Here is a 22,280-nt window from a genome sequence, read left to right on the forward strand (position 1 = left end):
CAGCGGCAACAGCATGTCGCGGCCGTAGTCATAGCACTGATTGATTGATCGATGGAGCACAAGTGTCCAGGAATTCCTTTTCTCGACGGTCGTTTCTCGCCGCCGGGGTCGGCGCGACTGCAGTCGCCGCCGCTTCCCTTCTGCCGCCGTCGCTTCAACGTGCACTGGCGACACCCGCGAACTCCGGCGGGCTCGATTCGATCGAGCATGTAGTCCTCGTCATGCAGGAGAACAGATCTTTCGACCACTACTACGGCGCTCTGAGGGGTGTTCGCGGCTTCGGGGATCCGAATGCGTTGCGTCTACGCAGCGGCCAAAGCGTCTTCGAACAACCCGGACCTACCGGTCCGGTGCTCCCCTTCCCCATCCGCGATTCCGCTGCGGCACAAAGTATGGACACCCAGAACGTCACCGGGCTGGATCACAGCTGGGCGGGCGGACATGCCGCACTCGCCGACGGCTGGCACGACGGTTGGATTGCGGCAAAGACCGGTACGACGATGGCGTACTACGACCGGCAAGACATTCCCTTTCATTACGAACTGGCGGACTCGTTCACAATCTGCGACGCCTACCACTGCTCCGTTCCGACGTCGACGAGCCCCAACCGGAACTATTGGGTCTCTGGATACACCGGATGCGAGCCACTTTCGCCGAATCCGACCGAGTCGGTCCTGCCTTCGGATCCGCCCGGCCCCGAGGGAAGAGCTGTAACCAATGCGGCCTACAACCCCTGGCACGCCGGCTACGGATGGACGACGGTTCCCGAGCGGTTGCAGTCCGCCGGCATTTCCTGGAAGACCTACCAAGAGTGGGACAACTTCGGAGACAACAACCTCGAATACTTCACTGCCTTCAAGAAAGTGGCGGCAGGGCTGCTTGGTCGGCCAAGCCTGCTCCCCTACGAACTGCAGACCTTGGCCGGGTTCTATCTCGCCCTGCCGTCGATGCCGGCGCCGGTCCAGGACGCAGCGGTACTGGCCCTCGAGAATGCTGCAGACCAACTGTCGCCTGCTGATCGCCAACTCTACGATCGCGCACTGTACCGATCCCGGCCCGGCACACTGGCCGCCGAGTTCAGGAAGGACGTCGAGTCGGGCCGACTGCCGCAAGTCAGTTATCTCGTTCCGTCCGAAGTGGATTCGGAGCACCCATCGGGATCGTCACCTGCGGCGAGCGCAACACTGCTCTATCAAGTGCTCGACGCCGTCGCCTCCGATCCCGATCTGTGGGCGAAGACGGCCGTGATCGTCAACTTCGACGAGAACGACGGGTACTTCGACCATGTACCGCCACCTCGACCACCGCGCTCGGTCGAAACCGAATGGGTCGGCAATCAGCCGCTCGGCCTCGGCCCGAGGGTGCCGATGACGATCATCTCGCCGTGGACTGTTGGCGGTTTCGTTTGTTCACAAGTGTTCGACCACACGTCCGTCACGCAATTCCTGGAGAAGCGGTTCGGAATCACGCAGCCGGAAATCGACCCGTGGCGACGCACGGTGAGTGGCGACCTGACGTCGGCGTTCGACTTCGCCAACCCGCGTAGCCGACCGACTTTGGCGCGCCCGCAGCCCACTCCGCCTCTGGAACCGCGGTGGACACCGACCCCACCCACCGAGCAGAGAATGCCCCTGCAGGAAAGCGGCACTCGACCAGCACGGGCCCTTCCCTATCAGCCCGACGCCTACACGACGGTGAACCCGGAAACCGGCTCGTTGACGGTCCATCTGGTCAATGCCGGTGCCGCATCAACTCACCTGGCCTTGTACCCGTACGCAGGTGAGTTCGACGAGCCACGGCATTACGACCTCCTGGGCGAGGTCGATGACACCGTTGCGCTCAGTGATCGCGTCTACAGCCTGACCCTGTTGGGTCCCAATGGTTTCAGGCGCGAGTTCAGTGGAGCTACAGACAGTGCGGCAGCTTCGCTCGACGTCTCGACAACCATCGACGCAGGGTCGCGCGCGCTTGTACTGACCGCGAACAATTCCGGAAGTCGTGCACTCTCCGTCGACGTCGACGGAGACCGACGGAAGCTCGCTGCCGGCGCACGCGGCCGGTGGGCGGTGGCGTCGGTGGACGGCTGGTATCAGGCCACCGTGACGGTCGACGAAGATCCTGAATTCAAGCGCGTGCTCGTCGGACACATCGAAAACGGGCGTACCAGCGTAAGCCAACCGACGTGAATCGACACCGAGTGATCAAGACCAGGGCTGAATCCCCAGTCGGACAAGTCAATCCATCCACACATCCAGGAGGAGTTTCCGTGCGCCGTATCCCGCTCTCAGCACTGATAGTCGCGGGCTCACTGATACTGGGCGGCGGAATCGCCGCTGCCGAAGGTAGCCTGCCCACGTCGGGGAGCGCCGGTGGCACTTCGATGTCGCCGTCGTACCTGACCGATGACGCCGGCCGCTCCTTGATCCTGCGAGGGTTCAACACGGCGTCGAGCGCAAAAAGCGCACCCGACGGCATGCCGAAGTTCACCGAAGACGACCTCGAGCGCGAACATGCAGACATGGGAACAAATTTCGTGCGGTTCCTGATCTCCTGGCGTTCGGTCGAACCGGAACCAGGACAGTACGACCAGGAGTATCTCGACCGCGTCGAGGACCGGGTCAGCTGGTATGCCGAGCGCGGCTACAAGGTCATGCTCGACATGCATCAAGACGTCTATTCCGGCGCGATCACACCAGAGGGCAACAGCGGCAACGGCGCAGGCAACATCGGCAACGGCGCACCGGCCTGGGCGACATACATGGACGGCCTTCCGGTCAGCCCTCAAGACCGCTGGGAGCTGTACTACATCCAACCCGGCGTGATGCGCGCATTCGACAACTTCTGGAACACCACCGGCCAACACCCCGAACTGGTCGAGCACTACGCGAACGCATGGCAGGCGGTGGCCGAACGTTTCGCAGGCAATGACACCGTCGTGGCATACGACCTGATGAACGAGCCGTGGGGCGGTTCCCTCCAAGGCCCCGCATTCGAAGGCGGGCCCCTCGCTGCCCTGTATCAGCGAACCACCAACGCCATCAGGGAAGTCGATCAGGACAGCTGGGTGTGCGTGGCCCCGCAGGCCGTCGGCGTCAACCAAGGTGTCCCCAGCGGACTGACGAAGATCAACGACCCACGAGCCGGCGAACAGCGAATCGCCTACTGCCCACACCTGTACCCACTGCCCCTCGACCTCGGTGACGGATACTCCGGCCTCTCACGCACACTCACCGACGCGACCATCGACACCTGGCGCGACAGCGTCGAACACATAGCCGGAAACGTACTCGGCGGCGTCCCGGTCATTCTCGGCGAATTCGGGCTCGACACAACACTGCCCGGCGCAACCGACTACATCGACCGCGTCTACACGACCGCCCGAGAACTCGGCGCGGGCGTCTCCTACTGGTCCAGTGATCCCGGGCCTTGGGGCCCGTACCTGCCGGACGGAACACAGACACTCCTCGTCGACACCCTGAACAAGCCGTATCCGCGCGCCGTCGCTGGCACACCCACCGAATGGTCCTCGACCGTCGACCGCCTTCAGCTGACGTTCACCCCGAACCCCGCGGTGACGGCACCGACCGAGATCTACTTACCCGAGAGCGGCTTTCCCGGCGGCGTCGACGTCGCAGGCGCCGACATCGTGAACTGGAACCCCCAAAGCCGGCTTCTCACAGTGGAAACCGCGGACGACGCGGGCCCCGTCACAGTCACGGTGACGCCGGCAAGCTGATCGCGAGCGTCGAAGTTCCTGGATATTTGTCCAGTTCTTTCGTAACGTACAAGCGACGGGTGATCAGCCGACGGAAGGCGAGTATGTCCACGGAGAAGATGTCTGTCCAAGATCGTGTTGCGCGGGCGGTGCTCGATGTCGTTGGCGCCTTACCGACCGGCGCGCAGCGCATTCTCGGTGGCAAGCCGAAGGAGATCGACGGACAGACTCTGCACCCCGAGATCCAGCTTGCACTGCGATTGCTCTCGGCAGTGGAAGGTACGAGCTTCGAGCATCTTCCGGTCGAAGAGGGACGAGCTCAGATCGACGCCGAATCGCGACTGTTCGGCGGTACGCCCATCTACATCGAAACGGTTCGCGACCTCGAGATTCCGGCCGGGGACTACGCGATTTCCGCTCGGCTGTATCGCCCGGCCGGGGTCTCCACGCCCGCTCCACTTTTGGTGTACTTCCACGGCGGCGGGTTCGTCCTCGGCAGCCTCGAGAGCGGCGACAGTGTGTGCCGCTTCCTGGCCCGCCACGGCGAAGTCAGTGTGCTGTCGGTGGACTACCGGCTGGCACCGGAGTTCCCCTTTCCCGCCGGGATCGACGACGCCGTCGCCGCATTCCGGTACTGCGTCGAACATGCCGCGGAACTGGGCGCCGATCCGAAATCCATTGCGGTGGGCGGAGACAGCGCCGGCGGGAACCTGGCTGCCGTCGTCGCGCAGTCCACGACCGAAGACGACGTCAAACCCGCATTCCAACTGCTCTTCTTTCCCTGGGTGGACCTTTCGTCGAAGCGCCCGTCGCACAAGATGTTCGGCACCGACTTCTTTCTCACCGACGCCCAACTCGACTGGTATGCAGCCCATTACCTGTCGGGCGGCACTTCGGCTCTCGACCCGCGAGTCTCACCGCTGCTCACTCCGGACCTGGCCGGCCTACCGCCCGCGTACGTTGCGGTCGCCGGTTTCGACCCACTACGCGACGAGGGCGAAGCGTATGCGAACCGGCTGCGAGAGGCCGGAGTCCCGGTCGCACTGAGGCGCCACAGCGGTTTGATCCACGCCTTCGTCAACACCACCGGCGTCGGCCACACCGGACAAGACGCGATGTTCGAGGCCTGTGGCGCTCTGCGAGTTGGACTTTCGGGCCCGCGCTGAGGGCGCGTCAGGAAACGGGGAGTGCCAGATCCGCCCACTCGACCATCGCTTCCAGCACGGAGCGCAGTTCCATCCCCGTCGCGGTGAGTTCGTACTCCACTCGCGGCGGCACCTCGGCGTAAGCAGTCCGGGTCACCAGGTCGAACTCCTCGAAACGTTTGAGCCTGGCCGACAGTGTCCTTGGACTGATGCCGGGCAAAGCGCGTCGTAGTTCCGTGAAGCGCATGGGGCCGTGCGTGAGCTCACGAACGATCAGCGTTGCCCACGGCCCGTCCAGGACCAGCAGGAAGCGCGCGACGCCGCACTCCGGAAGCACGTGACCTGATTCACTCATCGATTCCCCATTAGTTCACTTGAAGTAACTGGTTCCCGATGTGAACTATAGGCGTCATGACTTACACAGTGCATGGCGCCACCGGCGCACAGGGCTCTCCCGTTCTCGCAGGACTGGTCGCGGCTCTCGCCGGATCGGCAGGGGCCGAAGTCCGAGCAATTACCCGTAACCCTGACCAGACGTTCAAGGGTGCGAACACCGTCGTCGCGGACAATGCGTCAGTCGACTCTCTCGCCGACGCTTATCGCGGGGCGGACGGGGTGTTCTTTCACCTGCCACTCGCCGGCGACACCGAGACGCTAGCTGGTTATGCCCACAACGTTCTGGCTGCAGCGAGAGCGGCACGCCCTTCGCGGTTCGTGATCTCTACCAGCGGCACGGTGATCGGCGACGCTACTTCGCCGCTTGCCGGTCCCAACACACCCGTTCTCTCCGAGCTCGTCGACGGACTTCGCGCCGAAGGCATCGCGGTGACCGTTCTGACCCCACGTTTGTTCCTCGAGAATCTTCTTCTGCCCACTGTGCTGTCGGGAGTGAAAGACGAAGGCGTCCTGCGTTACCCACTGCGTGCCGATCTCGCGGTCGCATGGAGTTCACATCTCGACGTCGCTGATGCAGCCGTCGCGGCCCTGACTCTCGACGTAGCACCGGACGCGGTCGACATCGGACAGATTCCGGCGATCACCGGTATCGAATTGGCCGAGGCATTCGCCGAACACTTCTCGCGCGCGGTAACTTTCGAAGCCGTGACACCCGATGCCTTCGGTGCATCGATTGCGCCGATCATCGGAGCGGGTGCAGCAGCCGGGGTTTCCCAGCTCTACACGGGACTCGAATCTGCCGACAGCGTCGCGTTCGACTCCGCGACGGGTTCTACTGCTGCCTTGGGTATCACTGCCCGCAGCACGCGGGCCTGGCTGGCAGATCTCGGGGTGAACTGACCGGACAACGCAAAAGGCCGGCTCCGCGAAATATCGCGTGGAGCCGGCCGATTTCCGGGGTTACCGGTGCGTGCGGGTCTTCAACTGGCGGTTCAGCTGCCGACTCCCGAAGTCCAGACCGGCACCGTCACTGGTGGCCAGCACGGTGAGTCCAGCGGCGACCAGCAACGAAATAAGCACAACGCTCATGGTGAGTCACCTTTCTTCCTGTCGTGAAACGGTTTTGCGCCTCCGGGAAATGCCGACATATCCGGCACCCCACTTCAGCTGACCTCAAAGTATCTGTAACTATGGGTTACGCGCAATGTGTGGTCCCTCACCTGAAAGCGCAGGGTGATGCGCAGATCACGCTGCATTCGATGGCGGACTTACCCGGCCAGAACCATGCTCACGAACTCGTCGGCGAGCGCGTGAGCGTCCGCACCGCTGCCAGGAACCACATCTGGCGCACTGTGCACCAATTGCATCTGCCCCAGGTACATCGAATAGGCAAGTACGCCACGATGTTCCGCTTTCTGCCTGTCCATCCCCAGATCGACCAACAACGTCACGATGTAGGCGACTCGACGCTCGGTGACACGTCGAACCGCCGCCGAAACCACAGGATGGTCGATCCCGGCAAGCAGTTCCAACTCCGCACGGCGACCGGCCAGTCCGGTTGTGACCGCGTCGACCAGGCGACGCAACCTCACCTCTGCCGGTTCGCCGGAGGCCTCGACGGAAGAGATCAGTCGCTCGGTTGCCAGAACTTCCCATCGATCGAGCGCAGCCTGCAGCAATTCGTCACGGTTCGCAAAATGCCAATAGAAGGAACCCTTGGTCGATCCCAGCGTGCGTGCCACCTTCTCCACAGCGACGGCACCTGGCCCGTGGCTGGTCAGAGCCTCGAAAGCAGCATCGATCCACTGATCGCGGGAGAGTCGGGCGCGGGCATTCGTCACCTCCGTACGGTACCGTATGGGTAAGTTCCATACGGCACCGTACGGAGGATGAAATGACACTCGCATTCAAGGCAATGCCTGCACCGGACTGGGCAGAAGCCACCACGATCACCATCCCGTCTGTTCCGACCCATACATCCGAGGAGTGGGCGCAGGCCGTCTTCGACGTCAGGAATGTCCCCGCACCAGTCCTCGCGATGTTCTGGCTCAGGGAGCGGGTAGTCGGACTGCTCGGCATCGCCAAGGGACGCCCGGACACCTTTACCGTCGACAAGATCGCCGACGGCGAGGCCCTCATCGAGGCGGACGAGAAACACCTACGATTCGTCGCCTCGGTTCAGGCCGACAACGACGCCGGTCTCCTGCACGTCGTCACTGCCGTGGAGCTGAAGAACCGCGCGGGCCGAATCTACTTCGCACCAGTTCAGGTACTGCACGGCGTGATCACGCGGGCAATGATGACGTCTGCTCGAAAGAGACTGTGCACGTGATCAACCGTCCGGACCGCCCTTGAGTTCGAGGCTGATCTGATCGGCGTCCAGCGCGGCCAGTGCCGATCCGAGCATCCGTGCGTCGAACAGGCCGTCGTCCCGCGCGTCGAGTAGCGCTTGGCGCTGCGCGTCGATGACGTCGAGCCGGGTCTTCTTCTTCGACTGCCCCTCGGGTGGAACGAAACTCGCAGAAGCATCCTCGAGTAGAGCGAGCAAACGTCGATGTTCGTCGAGTTCGGAATCGGTGAGGTCCTGCGCTGCCGGACCGACCGCCACTACGACGCGCTTCAACGTCCCACCCTGAAGGATCAACGAGCCGGCTGCGACCAGGAACGCCACCAAGATCAGAAGCGATCGACTCGGAGTGTCTTCCGGAAGAGTCTGCGCGGCAGCCAGAGTGACCGCTCCGCGCATACCGGCCCAGATGACGATCGTCCCTTCACGCCATCCCAACGGTGCGGCTAGGTAGTAGTCGATATCGGCAACCGTCCGACGCACCCGAATCTTGAACCGTTCCATCTGATTCGCCGAAGGCGCCCGGCGCCTGCTACGCCGCCCTTCGTCCGGTGGGTAATCCTCCGGATTGTCGAGACGATTCGCGATGTCGGAGAGTCTGGGTTTCATGCGTTCGCGAAAGTTTGCCCGCGCTTGGAGTGCTCGCAGTAGCGGCGCGACGTACAGAGCCCGAACCAAGATCGTGAGGAACAGTGCACCCGCAGCGACGAAGACTGCGGTGGTTATTCCCTCGTGGTCGACCCGGACATCGTCGACTATCGACGAGAGTTCGAGGCCCATCACCAGGAAGATCGCACCTTCGAGGACCAGTTCGACTGTGCGCCAGTTCTGGGAGTCCGACAACCGATGACGCGGCGAGAGCTTCCGAGGAGCGTCGTAGCCGGTGACGAGCCCGGCCACGACGGCAGCAACCAAACCCGATGCACCCAACTCTTCGGCGGGGATCGCGGCCAGAAACGGCACCGTGAACGAGATGACTGTGTTGACCGTCGAGTCGGTGACACGGGCACGAACCATCAGGTTGACCTTGCCGACGACAACACCGATGACCGCGGCCACGACGACGGCAAAAGCGAACTTGCCCAACACACTCCACAGCGATACCGACGCGGCCGCTCCGGCGATGGCAGTACGCAACAGGACCAGAGCGGTAGCGTCGTTGAGCAGGCTTTCGCCTTCGAGGATCGACACCACCCGCGGCGAGACCGGGAGTTTCTTGACGATGGACGTCGCGACGGCATCCGTCGGGCTCACGATCGCGCCGAGTGCAATGCCCCACCAGATGCCGAGTCCTGGTATCACCCACGAGAAGAACACACCGAGAACAAGCGCACTCACCACGACGAGGAGAACTGAGAGCCCACCGATAGCACCGAATTCACGCCGAAACTCCATCGACGGCATCGAGACCGAAGCTGAGTACAGCAGCGGCGGAAGCACACCCGCGAGAATCCATTCCGGATCGATGTCCACCGCTGGGACAAAGGGGAGGAGGCTGACAACGATCCCGGCCATCACCAGAATCAGCGGCGCCGCGACTCCGATCCGCGCCCCGAGCGTCGAGGCGGCGACGATTCCGAGTAGTCCCAGCACAACGATGATCAGCGCATCCACAGTTCCCCCGCACTCCGGCTTGTGTACCCCGCTCTTTTTACACCTGTGCCGGCGCCGGGGGCGAAACCCGCCACGCGACGGCGATCAGAAGAACCGTGAATGCCGAAGCAGGCCACAGAGCGTGAAGGCCGATCCACCGATGAACGAGCGCACCGACTACCGCGCCCGCGATCAACCCCGCGCACATCCCGAAGTGCTGCAGCCACGCCCACTTCGGGCCGCCCAGAAAGGCTCCGGTGAGACGCTGGCCCATCTTGACCAGTGCACCGGTCATGTACGTGACACCGATCGTCACCTCACCGTCGCGCTGGAACACCGAGTTGACGGCTCCCATCGCCAGGGCCATCGCCGAGATCGCGCCTGGGGTGACGTCGAGGCTGCTCATCACCGAACCGATGGCCAGCAGTCCAGCCACAACCGCAAGCACCGTGACCTTGCGCGTCCGGACGGAGTACCGCTCCGTGAAGTGGGTGACGACGGTTCCCAGCGCGATTCCCAGGAGGAAGAGCACGATGATGCCGCCTGCCACCCGCGCGGTCGACCACACCCCGTCGGCAAATGCGACGCTCGCCTGCGTCATGTTGCCGCTCATGAACGAAACGAAAGGCCCACCGAGCGTGATGAATCCGAGCGCGTCGACGTAACCGGCCAACCCGGCGAGCGCTGTCGCCAGGCCGATCAGCGACCTGCTGTATCCCGTCACCCGACGAGCTCGGTTCAGCTCAGCTTGCTGGTGCGCAGCTCGTGGCCCTTGGACGTCTTGCAGCGGCCGGTCTCGAGATCCCACTGCCAGCCGTGCAGATCGCAGGTGAGGTTGGTGCCGTCGACGACACCGAACTTCGACAGGTCAGCCTTGAGGTGGGGGCAACGACGCTGAATCTCGTAGCCACCCAACTCGATAGACGCGCTGTCGTCGTGCGCCTCGGCGAACCAGCCGTCGGCGTATGCGATGCGTTCGTCGGTGAGGCACTTGAAAAACGTGTAGAGGAACTCGTTGTACCCACCGATGCGCCACGCCGTGAAGCGTGTCGACAGGAAAATGGTGTTGACCCAGTCTGGCTCGTCGTCACGCAGAACGGTGCGAACCAGTTCGGGAGCAATGCGGAAGCCGTAGCGGTACTTACCTTCTCCGTCGATGGGCTCGCGAACGATCCGCTTCGGGAAGTCGAGGACGACAGTCTCCTCTCCCATCACGAGTCCGACGGGGTAGCCGATTCCGTCGCAGATCAGATCGGACTGCGCCATGATCGGCTCGAACTTGGCCTTCAGACCGTCGAGCAGCGGCTCGCCTTCGGCCGGAGCCCACGTAGCCTTCTGCGCGGCGATGACCGGTGCCATCTTCTGCGCCATCTTCTCGATGTACTCGGCCTTGTTCGAGAAGATCTTGTCGACGTCCGCGTCCGGGATGGGATGCGTCAGGGCAACCTTCTCGCTTCCCCGAAGTTCGACGGTCGAGCCGGGGATCATCAGCAGACCACGATCGTTGCCGTTGATGCGCATCTGCTCGAGGAACGTGATCTGGTCGGGGAAGATGTTTCCCTCGTCGCCGTGATCGTCGTTGAGGTAACGCAGGTCGTCGTCGAGGAAGACCGGCGGGCCGGCCGACGGGACAACCCAGGCAGCGTCGACCTGGGAGATGTAGTTGCGGCAGCGGTCCATGCCGCGCTGACGCTTCTGCTTGCCGAAGTTGCGCTTGGTGCCCTTCGGGATGTCGTAGACCATCGGGTACCAGATCGCGCCCGAGTACTGCAGCAGATGGATGTCGACCTTCCCGAAGGCGTCGGTCAGCGGGTCCAGGTCGACGGGCCTGGCGTCGTTCATGTTGAAACAGGTGGTCTCCCCGTCCGAGACGACCAGGCCCGAGTCACCGATCGGACCGTCCGCCGGAGCGCGCAGAGCGATGATCATGATGTCGAGATCGCCCTTGGGACCGCTGACGGTGTGCTTGACGGAGTCTTCCGTCTCGAAGAACTTGTGGAAGCCGAGCTTCTCGAGCTCACGCTTGAGGTCCGGCACCGGGTAATCGGGGAGCAGGACGGTGGCGTCCTTGTTGACGTGCGCGATCAGGTTCTTCGGATCGAAGTGATCCTTGTGCAGGTGCGAAACGTAGAGGTAGTCGCAGTTGCCCAGCGCGTCCCAGTCCAGCTCGGTGTTGTCGGGGAACGGCACCCAGGACGCGAAATACGTCGGGGTCACCCATGGATCACACAGGATGGATCCGGCCTCGGTCTGGATGTGAAATCCTGCGTGGCCGACACTGGTGATCTGCATTGCAACCTCCGAAATCGTACTGCTGGTCAACTCAGCATAGTCGGCGCGATCAGGGCCAAATTGCGATCGCGGAGGCGGTCGGTTGTGACGTCATGCACGTCAGAGGTCGAAAGTGGGTTGTGAATCAGTCCTGCCGGTGACGCGGACAGCACTCTCTGCGCTGGCGTGTTCGCCGTATTTCTTGGCGCTCGCGGGAGCTGTTTCGCCATTCCCGAAGGCAGCCCCTAAGGCTAACCTAACAAACATGACTCGTCTTCTTTCTCCCTCCACGACCGATCGCGACTACTGGGCGATCGTGGACAACCTGACGCGGCGCGGTTTCTTCGGCGTCGGCGCGGGCGTCGCTGCGGCCGCGTTTCTCACCGCCTGCGGCAGCACGGAAAGTTCGACGCCCGATAACGCGGAGACCTTCGAGTTCACACGCGGCGACGAGAAGCTGATCATTCCGACGGACCCCCAGAACGTCGTTGCCCTCGATCCACGCGACGGCCTCGAATTGTCGATCCTCGCCGGATACCCGGTGACCGCCTACCCGACCGGCGCAGCCGAACACCTGCGCCGCGAGGTCCCGGATGCCACCGGTGTCGAGATTTTCGCCGAAGGTGCTTCGGATCCCAACTTCGAATACATCTCGACCCTCGGCGCGGACCTTCTCGTCCTCAGCGCCGGCTGGTGGGACACCGGGTCGTACGGCAACGACCGGATGCAGCAGATTGCACCGGTACTGCCCGTCGGCAAGGACTTCACCCCGGAATGGCGGAAGGTCATGTCGGACTTCCTCACCGGCATCGGGCGCAGCGATCGCGCCGAAGAAGTACTCGCCGAGTACGACGCCCATGTAGCTCAGGTCCGCCCGACCGTCGAACCGCTGATGGCCGGCAAGAAGGTTGCCTTCGTTGCCGCCGCCGAGGATCAGATCGCGTGGTTCCAGAACGATTTCCGCACCGCCGTCGCCGAGGACCTCGGGTTCGAGGTGCTCCGTGAAGGCCCCGACCTTCGCGTGATGCTCGGGTCGGAGCAGTTCAACCGTCTCGAAGAAGCCGACGTCATCTTCGCCTTGGATCGCAGCGCCTCCGGCAGCGTGTACACCTCGCCGACGTGGCAGCGCCTGCCCGCCGCACAGGCCGGTCGCGTAATTCCGTTCGACTACTACAAGGCCGCGGGATACGCCTTGACCGCCAAGGTCCTGGTCGACGACTTGGCGGCCGGGGTCAAGCGCTAGAACTACCTTTTCAGCAGAGTGCGGATCGCCTCGACCACTTCGGCAGGCGCCTCTTCTGCCATGAAGTGACCTGCGGACAGCGTGCGGTGCTCGAGATCGGGCGCCCACGCTTTCCACAGGGCCTCGGCGTCGTAGCCGAGCATCGAACCCCAGTCCTGCTGAATGACCGTGACCGGCATATGCAGTTGGTTACCCGCATCGCGATCGGCCCGATCGTGTTCGATGTCGATGCCTGCCGACGCCCGGTAATCGGCAACGATCGACGGCACCGCCTCCCGTGAGGCGCGCAGGTATTCCGCCCGCACGTCTACCGGAATCGCTTCGCGGTTCTGCGTCCACACGTCGAGAAAGTGCTCGAAGAACGCGTCGGCGCTGGCGCTGATCATCTGCTCGGGAAGACCAGGTGGCTGAGCCATGAGATAGAGATGGAACGCCACAGCAGCATTCGATCCATGCAGGATGTCCCACATATCCAGGGTGGGGAGCACGTCCAGCGAGCCGAGTTGCGTGATCACATTCGGATGATCCAGCCCCGCTCTGACGGCAACCAGTGCGCCACGATCGTGGCCGACGAGGGCAAACTTCTCGTGTCCCAATTTCCTGGCCACCTCGACGATGTCGGCAGCCATTGTTCGTTTGGAGTAGGTGTCCGGGTTTTCCTCGACCGGTTTGTCGCTGGCTCCGTATCCGCGGAGATCCGGGCAGATGACGGTGTGATCCGACGCCAGCGCAGTGGCGACGTGACGCCACATGAGGTGCGTCTGGGGGAAACCGTGAAGAAGGACGAGTGGTGTTCCGGTTCCGCCGACCGCGACGTTGAGCCGCACCCCGTCTGTTGTGGAAATCTGCTGATAGTCGAAGCCTGGAATGGTGATCGTCATCGGTCGCTCTCGTTTGTCGGGGTGATGGCAATAGTTGGGGTGATGGCAATAGTTGGGGTGATGCCAATCAGCCTCGCCGTAGTCGATGAGCATTCGATGAGCGCGATAACGTGGGGAAATGCGAGACCACACATTTTTCGGAGTTCTCGGACCCGTGGTCGCGTGGAACGATTCGTCAGGGTTGATCGATCTGAAAGGTCCACGACACCGAGCGGTCCTCGCTCGTCTGATCATTGCCCGAGGACGTGTTGTTCCGGTGGACGTGATTGTCGACGACTTCTGGGTCGATCCTCCGGCCGGGGCTACCAGTGCAATACGTACGTTCGTTTCCGCACTGAGGCGCGCGCTCGAACCGGATCGTGCCCCGCGAACGAAGCCGAAAGTCATTGTCACCGAAGGGCCTGGCTACGCCTTTCGCGCTGCACCCGACGCGGTCGACGCTTGGGAATTCGAAAGACTGGTACGTGAAGCCGCCGATTCGACGCCGGCGCAATCACTCGAACTGCTCCGAACCGCGCTCCAACTGTGGAGAGGGCCGGCCTACGCGGAGTTCGCCGAAGAACCGTGGGCTCGATCTGAGCGGTCACGCCTCGAGGAACTGCGTCTGACTGCCGTCGAACGCTTCGCATCCGCGCAACTCGATCTCGGGCGAACTGCCGAAGCGATTCCCGATCTGGACGCCCACGTCACGGAACACCCTTGGCGCGAGGACGGTTGGCGACTACTCGCTCTCGCGCTGTACCGGTCCAACCGTCAAGGCGATGCTCTGGCAGTCCTACGTCGCGCACGCGAGCTACTCGCCGAAGAGTTGGGCATCGACCCCGGGCCACGACTGACCGACCTCGAGTCCGACATTCTCCGCCGCGAAAACCACCTGGATCCTGTAGCGGCAGAACAGATCTTCACTCAGGTTTCGGCAGCGTACGACCGGACCGTAGCGGCAGGATCGAAATCGAGATTGGAGTCAACCGTCGGTCTCCTCCGAAGTTTGGCAGTTACGGGCGGAAGCGGACTCGAGACTGCCCGAAACCAACGACTGACAATCATCGGTGCCGCTGAACAATTGGACGATGTCGAACTCACCGCACGGATCATCGGCAACTACGACGTGCCCGGAATCTGGACACGATCCGACGATCCTCGGCAGGCTGCGCAGATCGTCGCGGCCGCTCAGCGCACCCTCGATCGACTTCCGGTCGGCAACGAACCCGCTCGGGCCAGACTGTTGGCGACAATTGCACTCGAATCGCGCGGACTGTCCGGTCATCGTGGGCTCGAATGTGCCCGCGCTGCAGTGCAGATCAGTCGTTCTCTCGACGATCCAGGTCTCCTGGCTTTCGCTCTGAACGGATTGTTCATGCAGACGTTCTGGACTACCGGTCTGGCCTCCGAGCGCGACGGCATCGGCCGTGAACTGGTCGACCTCTCCGCTCGACACGGACTGTCCACCTTCGAGATTCTCGGACATCTCATCCGTATGCAAGCCCTCAGCGCACTGGGGCAATTCGACGCAGCCGAGCTACACGCCGAGACAGTTGATCGATTGGCCGGACGTCACGAACGGCCGTTGGCAGCGGTGTTCACCACCTGGTTTCGCGCTATGCGAACGGCCACTACCGGCGCAGAAGCGGCGCACTGCGAGAAGCTGTACGAAGCTGCGGCGGTGAACCTTTCCGGTTCCGGCATGCCGGGTCTCGAGGACGGCATACTCCCTCTCGCAATTCTCGCCCTCCGTGTGTGGCGGGGACTGCCGGCAATTTTCGACCCGGCTACGCAGTGGGGCCCGTACGAACCCTGGGCCCGGCCACACCTGCTCATCGCACAGGGGCAGGCGAACGAAGCTGCGAAGGCCGTCGAGGCATTGCCGGACCCGCCCAAAGACCTACTCTCCGAGGCACTGTGGTGCTTGACTGCCGCGGCGGCCACTGCAGTCGGCGACAGTCGAGTCAAGGAGCGTGCTCGAGCGGCGCTCTTACCTGCCGCCGCCGAAATTGCCGGCGCCGGAAGCGGAATGCTCACAGCGGGACCCGTCTCGCACTATCTCGCCACACTGCAGTAGACCGGAACCATCAGGTGAATGCAATCACCGTGTCGCCCCACGCCTCCCGGATTTCGCAATCCAGATCAGCGACGACGGCATCGTGCTTGTCGATCAACAGTGTCGAGCGTGTGTCGGTGTCGTAAGTTGGCCATCCCGGGTCCGCACCCAGTTCACGATCGGCCCCGGTGCCGTAATCACCTGCAGCTCTGGCGAAATCCAGCCACCTCGCCTGCATGCGCTCTGACACGTGACGCGCCGCGCTCAGCCCACCCAATTTGTAGGTGATGTCCCGCGCTCCGTGATTGATGTTGCCGAAGACGTAGGCAAGTTCGGTCCCGTGGGTCGCACCAATTTTCAGCGCCTTGAGCATCGGCGGCGCGTAGTCGAATCGGTACAACCAGGTCGGTGCAATCTTGCTGTGCGCCTCGGCAATCCACAGCGTGGGCAAACGAAATCCGAAGTCACGGGTCAGCCCGAGACCAGCGCCCAGCTTGGACAGCCCCGAATACGCGCCTTCGATCTGCGAATGATCGGGTAGCTCGAGCCCAGGGTGCTCGTCGGCGATCTCCGCGAACATCGACGTGATCACGACGGGATCGATCGGCATCAACGGCGATTTCATCATCCGGAAGAGCGAAGATTCGTCTTTGTTGGTTCCGATGATCAGCGGAATCGGGTGTGCACTGCCGTGACGGAACGCGCGCACCGGGTAATCAGGGAGCAGATCACCGTCGACGATCGGCGCGAACGCCAAAGTGCCGGGCGTCTCCTGAGGGACGCGAGCAAACAGTTCGTCTGACGGCCCGATCATGTCTTCGGCAGACGTGGACCGCAATAGACCCAGATCGCCACCGCCGCTGAAGATCTCCAGAAACAGCTTCGCGACGATCTCGCCACGTTCACTCCCGTACACCGAAGTGGCGGGGGAACTCTCGGCGATAGCGCGATGAAACAGGCCACGGGCGGACGGCACGGTCATCAGCGTCGTCACAGCGCCGCCACCTGCCGACTCGCCGAACAACGTCACCCGATTCGGATCACCACCGAAGGCCGCGATGTTGCCTTGAACCCATTGCAGCGCTGCAATCATGTCGCGGAGAGCGACATTGGGTTCGAAGGTGTGTTCTTCCGAGTTGAAGGACGAGAAATCGACGAAGCCGAACACACCGATGCGGTAGTTGATCGAGACGACGACAACGTCACCGTTCTCAGCCAATGTGGTTGCGTCGAAAAGTGGTTGGCTGGATGCTCCGCGAAAGTACGCACCGCCGTGAATCCAGACCATGACCGGTTTACCCGGCGCATCAGAGCCGACGGGGCCCGGCGCCCATACGTTGAGAAACAGGCAGTCTTCATCCATCGGAACGTTCTCACCGAGCGGGATCATCGCAAGTCGACTTTGCGGTTCACACGGACCGAATTCTGTTGCGTCTTGAATCTCGGTCCACGGCTGTGGCGGAACGGGTGCGCGGAAACGCAACGACCCGACCGGAGGTGCCGCGTAGCGGATCCCCTTCCAACTCGATACCGCACCTTCCGTGGATCCACGAACCGGCCCGTACGTTGTCTCGACTACCGGCGCTTCGCTGGGTGTGATCGTCATTCGATTGCTCCTCGAGGATCCGTACCGGCCCTCAATGCTGCCAGCATCCGGTGCAAATCGGACATGTTTGCCGGATTCACTCTGCTGGCAGTCATGCAAGGCTATCGCCAGGTCATGCGCCGGATTTCGTGAACTTAGCCAACTCTCGCAATCGGACCAGATCCCAGGCATGCCTGGGCCTACGGACGCCCGGACGGTCTCGGGGGACTCTGACTCTCAGTGCCTGCGGGCTGACCGTGCACCTGACGGGAGTCGGCATCACCAGAGCCTCACCGTCGACGCCGACCGGAATCTCGTCGGTGTCGGCGTCGATGATCACCTCGAATCCGGTGCCCTGAGCCAGGCCTCGTTGATGCGCCCGATGGAGTAACCCGACGGCCTGACGGGCGCTGCCGACGGAGATCGCCACGATCCCGAGAGTGCCCCGGTCCAATCGCGGGCGATGACCGAGCCCCGCCAAGTCGTTCATCTCGTACGGTCCGTTGCTGACCAGAACCGCCTGTGGACCCACCGCGGACACGCTCGGGGAGCGCGCGGTCAGCACCGCTCCGGCGCGTCCGGCGAGCAGATCCGGGAGTTTCTGCAGGAAGGTGCTGGTTTTGGCGTCGCGGTACTCCGGACTCTGGACAACTTCGGCGTATGCCCCGAACGATGCGTTGTTGACGAAGGTTCGACCGCCGACATTACCCAGATCCACCGTCACCTCGACGCCGTCGACAAGAGCGTCGAGGCACCGTGACGGATCGTCGAGGTCGAGACCCAGATCCGCGGCGAAGTGATTGCGCGTCCCGGCGCTGACGACGAGGAAGGGCAGGTCGTGTTCTGCCGCGACAGCGGCAACCAACGCCTGAGTTCCGTCGCCACCGGCAACACCGAGTAAGTCGGCGCCGTCCGCGACCGCCTGCCTGGCCAAGGCCGTCACGTCGATCTTCTCCGGCCCCTGGAGCAGTACGACCGTGGCCCCTCGTTCCTCGGCCTTGCGTTTCAAGTCGAACTTCTCGACCTTGCCACCGCCGGAGTTCGGATTCATCACGAAGAACGGTTTGGCGGGCGGCGGCGCCGGTCGCTCGACCACCGGCAGTTCCTTCTCCTCCCCCTCCAAAGCGGCGCGGGCGCAGATACCGGCTATGACGAACAATCCGATCGAGAGCAGCACCACCCACAAGAGGCGTTCTCGGATCAGGAAGGCGAGCACCACGATCGGCGTCAGAGCCGCCACAGCCAACGAGATCCAGCGGAGGAATCCGCGGGTGGTCAGAAACCAGTACACCGCTACGACGCACACGACCACCCCACCGATCCCCAGGATCAGCATGGTCAAGGTTTTCAGTCCGGCGAAAATCAGGAGCACCACGACGGCAAGAACCAGCGCAGCAAATGCCGCGCGCGCCAACCAACTCTGTTTCGACGAGGGCCGATCCGTGCGGACAGGGGTCGTCATCGAGCCACCTCCCGCAGTTCGCCTCGTCGGATATTCAACTGTTGATATTGCCGTGTCTGTCTCCTCAGGACTAGCCAATTACCTACCCTCGGAAACCCACTTTTCCAGCGCTGATACTTTATGACGACACCTCGTCATAAAAAGGAGAAGGCCCGTGACAACACCGACGTCCGCAGCATGGGGATCTTCGGAGGAGCCTCTGACCGTGGTGCGGAAAGCCGGTCTTCACGGACTGCGGTGGACGGCCTGGCTGGCCGGCGCGACAGGCCTCGCACAATTGGTGTCGATCGGGCTGAACCTGACCGACACCGTCCACGGAATCGTCCCGACCACGTACCCGCCTGTAGACGTGGCCTGCAGCGTTGTCGCGCTCGTTCTCCTGGTCAGCCTGCTTGTCGGCCGACCCAACGGCCCCGCGATGTTGTCGGGTCTCGCCCTCCTCATGGCCATGCTGATGGCGCCGACCCTCCACAAACATGCACCCGAGTCGCTCTGGCTGGCGGCGGCACACGCCGTTTCGGTCGTCGCCGTCATCATGCTGTCCGTGATGACTTCGAGGTTCTCCAGTGCCGAGTTGGATCGGCCGTGACACCGGATTCACCCCTCTCGCTTGCGGCCGAAGAATGGATCACCGATCTGACTGCCGCGGAGATGGAGCGATTGCGCAAACGCACGACGCTCACCGCCGCCGAAGCGCAGGAAGTCTGCCGATCCGTACGCTCGATCGCGCAGCAGATGATGCTTGTACCCGTCTCGATGTGGCAGGGTGATCCACGCCTTGTTGCGGATCTGTTCGACCTCCCCGTGACCATGAATCAGACACAGGAGGATCGACCATGCCGAAGCTGACCGGTGGCGCGACAACCGCAGAACACAAGATCGCGACCCGAGAAGCCATGTTGGACGCGTTCATTCGCGAACTTCACGAGCAGGGCTGGCAAAACGTGAAGCTGCAGACTGTGGCCCAGGCAGCCGGTGTCTCACGGACAGCGGTGTACAACTACTTCCCCGACAAATCTGCGTTACTGCTTGCCTGGTCCACCCGCGAGATGGACAGATTCCTGCTCCTGGCCGAGCGTGAACTCGCGGATCGCGAGAATCCTGTCGACCGAATCGAAATCCTCGTCAAACTGACGCTCGTCGAGTTCTCACTGCAGCGATTCACGGGAATCGCGTTGGTCGAATTGCTGTCCGCGCAAGATCGCGAAAGTTTCCTCGAACATATTGTCCCGCTGTCGGTTCTGGTAGAACAGCTCGTCCAGGAAGGTGTCGACGCCGGCGTCTTTGTCGATTCCGATGCTGCCGCGTCCGCGCAACTCATCCTCGCCTGCGTGGAAAGCCGACGCCCGATGCTCATGGCCGGCGACCGAGTGGACACCGTCGTGGCGACCACCGTCCCGTTCATCATGCGCGCGTTGGGCGTCTCGTGGCCGACTTCCCTCACCGCCGATCCCACCGATCGGCCTGCTCACGATCGGTAGGATCGCAGGTATGCACTTCGACCTCCCGCCCATCGATCAGCAGGCCGAACGATTGATCGAACTCGGGGTACACGAGATGGCCGGGCTTTCTGCCGGCGACGTCAGGGCAGCCGCCGCAGCCGGACAAGGTGAGGTGGGACTGCTTACCGTGCACGAAAAACTCGCTCCAGCTTCCATTTTGACTCCCCTGCTCGAGCACAAGAACAAGCGGGGCTTCGTTGTCGTCGACATGGCCGACGTCGATCTGTTCGCTCCTACCGAGCCGGCCGCGTTGCCTGATACCGCGATGTATCTGCTCGGTGAAGTCGACCGCGGGGATCACCTGGCCAATTGGAGCCCGGACGAAGCACTTCCCGCGATCGTTGATGCCGACCGTACGCCGCTGACCCTCACCGAAGGCATTCACTGGCTGTTGCAGCGCCCCGACGTCCTCGAACGCGGAAAGTGCTTCATGACGATCGGCTCCCGATTGCGTAAGCCTGACGGATCTTTCGACACCAGAACCCCGGCTGTGTGGATCAGCAACGGAACCGGCCGGGACGGCAAAGACAACCGCAACGCCCCGAAAGTCGGGTGGTGTTGGTGGGGTAACCGCCACACGTGGTTGGGGTTTGCATCGGCCGGCGGGCGGACGTCGCTCCCGGGTTAGAGCACGGTTGCGCGGTCGAATCGGTATCGATCCTTCCACGGCATCGCGTTCTCCAGCATTGCAGCGGCAGAGAGCAATTCTGCGTCGCAACCCCATTTCGCCGAGATCATCACGCCGAGTGGAACACCGTCTTCCGTCCAACCGAGTGGCAAGCTGATCGACGGGAATCCAGTTGCGTTGGCGACGATGGTGTTTCCCGTGAAAGCGACCATGTCGATCAGTTCGGTCGCGGGGTCTTCGTCATTACGTAGCTCACCGACTGCCAACGGCGGTGTTGTCACCGTCGGGGTGACAACAAGATCGGCGTCGGCGTAATCCAGGCTCCACCGCCGCGCCCATGCCTGAACAACTCCGATTGCCGCGGCCAGATCGCCCGACGGCACTTCGTTCGCTCGAACACGTAAGTGCTGCACTATCGGACGGAGAAGGTGTTCGTACTCTTCTGGAATGGGCTTGGTGCCGGCCAAGGACAAGAACATCGTGGTGAAGGCATCGACGAAGGCGTCGTCTCGGACCTGAGGTCGTTCGAACACGTTGTGTCCCAGGCTCTCGAGAACGACGCCCACCCTCGATACCGCCTCGGAGACTCGTGGGTCCACCGTGCCGCCGGATACCGAGCCATGAGCGAGGGCGACGGTCAGGGGGCGAGAGTGCGACCCTTCTGCCTGGACGACAAACTCTTCGAACGACTTCGGCCGGGGCGGGTGAATCGTCCCGGCGCCAGGTCGCGTCGCCAGAACATCCAGCAGTGCAGCGGTATCGCGAACCGTTCGGGCGATCGGCCCCTTGCTCGCAAAACCGAAGTTGTCGTGACCTGCCACCCCCATCGTGATCAGACCGCGACTCGGCTTGAGGCCCACGACTCCGCACGTACTTGCCGGTGAACGCAACGAACCGGCGGTGTCACTTCCCTGAGCAAACGGCACCAGACCAGCGCCGACGGCGGCCGCGGCGCCACCACTGCTACCGGCAGCACTGCGTGTGCGATCGAACGGACTGCGCGCGGGCGGAGCAACTTCCGGCTCGGTGTAACACGCTGCCCCGAACTCGGGCACCGTCGTCTTGCCGATGTCGATCAGACCACCTTCTCGGATCGCCTCGACGATCTCGTCATCGGCGTCCGGCACGAAGTCCCGAAAGAGCGCCGATCCGAAGGTCGTGCGGATGCCGCGAGTCGCGTCGAGGTCCTTGATAGCCGTCGGGACGCCGAACAGGCGCGGAAGCGGTCCGGCGTCCCGCGCGTCCAACCTGCGCTGGGCCTGCTCGGCGAGTTCGATCGCATGTTCCCCGGCGATCGTCGTGAATGCACCCACGTCATCGGAAGTGGTCGCACGATCGACGAAGTACCGTGCCACCTCGGGGATCGAGACCTGCTTCGCGGCGATCACTGCGGCGAGTTCGACAGCGGACAATTGATGGAGATCAGTCATGGGGCAGCACTCCTTGTAGGTCAATCGGCACTTGTAATTTCGAT

21 protein-coding genes are annotated in these 22,280 nt (G+C 62.9%); 11 read left to right on the forward strand and 10 right to left on the reverse strand.

The window, feature by feature from the left end; all coding sequences use genetic code 11:
• The first annotated feature begins 62 nt into the window (after nt 1-62).
• From ABX74_RS18720 to ABX74_RS18730, 3 genes are all read left to right on the forward strand, one after another.
• A complete protein-coding gene (locus ABX74_RS18720) occupies nt 63-2,186 on the forward strand; it encodes a phosphocholine-specific phospholipase C (protein WP_047889440.1) in 2,124 nt (707 codons plus the stop codon).
• A gap of 80 nt (nt 2,187-2,266) precedes the next feature.
• Nucleotides 2,267-3,736: a cellulase family glycosylhydrolase gene (locus ABX74_RS18725; RefSeq protein WP_047889460.1), complete on the forward strand. Its 1,470-nt coding sequence runs from the start codon at nt 2,267-2,269 to the stop codon at nt 3,734-3,736.
• 83 nt (nt 3,737-3,819) lie between these two features.
• Nucleotides 3,820-4,881: an alpha/beta hydrolase gene (locus ABX74_RS18730; protein WP_047889461.1), complete on the forward strand. Its 1,062-nt coding sequence runs from the start codon at nt 3,820-3,822 to the stop codon at nt 4,879-4,881.
• 7 nt (nt 4,882-4,888) lie between these two features.
• Here ABX74_RS18730 and ABX74_RS18735 read toward each other — a convergent pair whose 3' ends face one another.
• A complete protein-coding gene (locus ABX74_RS18735; protein ID WP_019745900.1) occupies nt 4,889-5,215 on the reverse strand; it encodes a winged helix-turn-helix transcriptional regulator in 327 nt (108 codons plus the stop codon).
• A 56-nt stretch (nt 5,216-5,271) separates the two neighbouring features.
• On the opposite strand from ABX74_RS18735, the gene ABX74_RS18740 reads away from it, so the two are divergent.
• Nucleotides 5,272-6,156 (forward strand): NAD(P)H-binding protein, encoded by an 885-nt coding sequence (locus ABX74_RS18740; protein ID WP_021333327.1) that lies wholly within the window; start codon nt 5,272-5,274, stop codon nt 6,154-6,156.
• A gap of 60 nt (nt 6,157-6,216) precedes the next feature.
• Here ABX74_RS18740 and ABX74_RS30770 read toward each other — a convergent pair whose 3' ends face one another.
• Complete coding sequence (locus tag ABX74_RS30770) at nt 6,217-6,345, reverse strand: hypothetical protein (RefSeq protein ID WP_003943237.1); 129 nt, start codon at nt 6,343-6,345, stop codon at nt 6,217-6,219.
• 179 nt (nt 6,346-6,524) lie between these two features.
• Nucleotides 6,525-7,097 (reverse strand): TetR/AcrR family transcriptional regulator, encoded by a 573-nt coding sequence (locus tag ABX74_RS18745; protein ID WP_021333326.1) that lies wholly within the window; start codon nt 7,095-7,097, stop codon nt 6,525-6,527.
• Nucleotides 7,098-7,150: 53 nt separating this feature from the next.
• Here ABX74_RS18745 and ABX74_RS18750 point away from each other — a divergent pair, with 53 nt between their 5' ends.
• On the forward strand, nt 7,151-7,588 hold the full coding sequence (locus ABX74_RS18750) for a DUF2867 domain-containing protein (RefSeq protein ID WP_019745903.1): 438 nt from the start codon (nt 7,151-7,153) through the stop codon (nt 7,586-7,588).
• On the opposite strand, the gene ABX74_RS18755 is transcribed toward ABX74_RS18750, so the two are convergent.
• From ABX74_RS18755 to ABX74_RS18765, 3 genes are read right to left on the reverse strand one after another with little or no spacing between them, the layout of a single operon-like run.
• Entirely contained in the window at nt 7,589-9,217 is a 1,629-nt protein-coding gene (locus ABX74_RS18755) for a cation:proton antiporter (RefSeq protein WP_047889441.1), read from the reverse strand. It lies immediately after the preceding gene.
• A 37-nt stretch (nt 9,218-9,254) separates the two neighbouring features.
• Nucleotides 9,255-9,920: a YoaK family protein gene (locus ABX74_RS18760; RefSeq protein WP_019745905.1), complete on the reverse strand. Its 666-nt coding sequence runs from the start codon at nt 9,918-9,920 to the stop codon at nt 9,255-9,257.
• 14 nt (nt 9,921-9,934) lie between these two features.
• Nucleotides 9,935-11,488 (reverse strand): MBL fold metallo-hydrolase, encoded by a 1,554-nt coding sequence (locus tag ABX74_RS18765; RefSeq protein ID WP_021345977.1) that lies wholly within the window; start codon nt 11,486-11,488, stop codon nt 9,935-9,937.
• 244 nt (nt 11,489-11,732) lie between these two features.
• Between ABX74_RS18765 and ABX74_RS18770 the strand changes: the two genes are divergently transcribed.
• Complete coding sequence (locus ABX74_RS18770) at nt 11,733-12,710, forward strand: ABC transporter substrate-binding protein (RefSeq protein WP_047889442.1); 978 nt, start codon at nt 11,733-11,735, stop codon at nt 12,708-12,710.
• Nucleotides 12,711-12,712: 2 nt separating this feature from the next.
• Here ABX74_RS18770 and ABX74_RS18775 read toward each other — a convergent pair whose 3' ends face one another.
• Complete coding sequence (locus ABX74_RS18775; protein WP_047889462.1) at nt 12,713-13,591, reverse strand: alpha/beta fold hydrolase; 879 nt, start codon at nt 13,589-13,591, stop codon at nt 12,713-12,715.
• Between the two features lie 118 nt (nt 13,592-13,709).
• Here ABX74_RS18775 and ABX74_RS18780 point away from each other — a divergent pair, with 118 nt between their 5' ends.
• A complete protein-coding gene (locus ABX74_RS18780; protein WP_047889443.1) occupies nt 13,710-15,650 on the forward strand; it encodes a BTAD domain-containing putative transcriptional regulator in 1,941 nt (646 codons plus the stop codon).
• Nucleotides 15,651-15,660: 10 nt separating this feature from the next.
• On the opposite strand, the gene ABX74_RS18785 is transcribed toward ABX74_RS18780, so the two are convergent.
• Both ABX74_RS18785 and ABX74_RS18790 read right to left on the reverse strand, forming a co-directional pair.
• Nucleotides 15,661-17,235: a carboxylesterase/lipase family protein gene (locus ABX74_RS18785; RefSeq protein WP_020909603.1), complete on the reverse strand. Its 1,575-nt coding sequence runs from the start codon at nt 17,233-17,235 to the stop codon at nt 15,661-15,663.
• Nucleotides 17,236-17,347: 112 nt separating this feature from the next.
• Nucleotides 17,348-18,676, reverse strand: coding sequence for a diacylglycerol/lipid kinase family protein (locus tag ABX74_RS18790; protein ID WP_047889444.1), 1,329 nt, complete (start codon nt 18,674-18,676; stop codon nt 17,348-17,350).
• A gap of 154 nt (nt 18,677-18,830) precedes the next feature.
• On the opposite strand from ABX74_RS18790, the gene ABX74_RS18795 reads away from it, so the two are divergent.
• Genes ABX74_RS18795 through ABX74_RS18810 form a run of 4 tightly spaced genes read left to right on the forward strand, consistent with a single transcriptional unit; the run spans nt 18,831 to nt 20,806 of the window.
• The gene (locus tag ABX74_RS18795) at nt 18,831-19,265 is read left to right on the forward strand and encodes a hypothetical protein (protein ID WP_031333873.1); all 435 of its coding nucleotides are present in this window, start codon (nt 18,831-18,833) and stop codon (nt 19,263-19,265) included.
• A complete protein-coding gene (locus ABX74_RS18800) occupies nt 19,262-19,525 on the forward strand; it encodes a hypothetical protein (RefSeq protein ID WP_019745914.1) in 264 nt (87 codons plus the stop codon). The genes ABX74_RS18795 and ABX74_RS18800 overlap by 4 nt, the downstream gene beginning before the upstream one ends.
• Entirely contained in the window at nt 19,513-20,157 is a 645-nt protein-coding gene (locus ABX74_RS18805) for a TetR/AcrR family transcriptional regulator (protein WP_020909606.1), read from the forward strand. The genes ABX74_RS18800 and ABX74_RS18805 overlap by 13 nt, the downstream gene beginning before the upstream one ends.
• 10 nt (nt 20,158-20,167) lie before the next feature.
• Nucleotides 20,168-20,806: a DUF5701 family protein gene (locus ABX74_RS18810; protein WP_021345985.1), complete on the forward strand. Its 639-nt coding sequence runs from the start codon at nt 20,168-20,170 to the stop codon at nt 20,804-20,806.
• Here the strand turns inward: ABX74_RS18810 and ABX74_RS18815 are convergent.
• Entirely contained in the window at nt 20,803-22,236 is a 1,434-nt protein-coding gene (locus tag ABX74_RS18815) for an amidase (protein WP_047889445.1), read from the reverse strand. The two genes, ABX74_RS18810 and ABX74_RS18815, sit on opposite strands and share 4 nt — an antisense overlap.
• Nucleotides 22,237-22,280 lie beyond the last annotated feature (44 nt).

This window comes from Rhodococcus sp. ARP2, assembly GCF_001029585.1.
GTDB classification, from domain to species: Bacteria; Actinomycetota; Actinomycetes; order Mycobacteriales; family Mycobacteriaceae; genus Rhodococcus_F; species Rhodococcus_F erythropolis.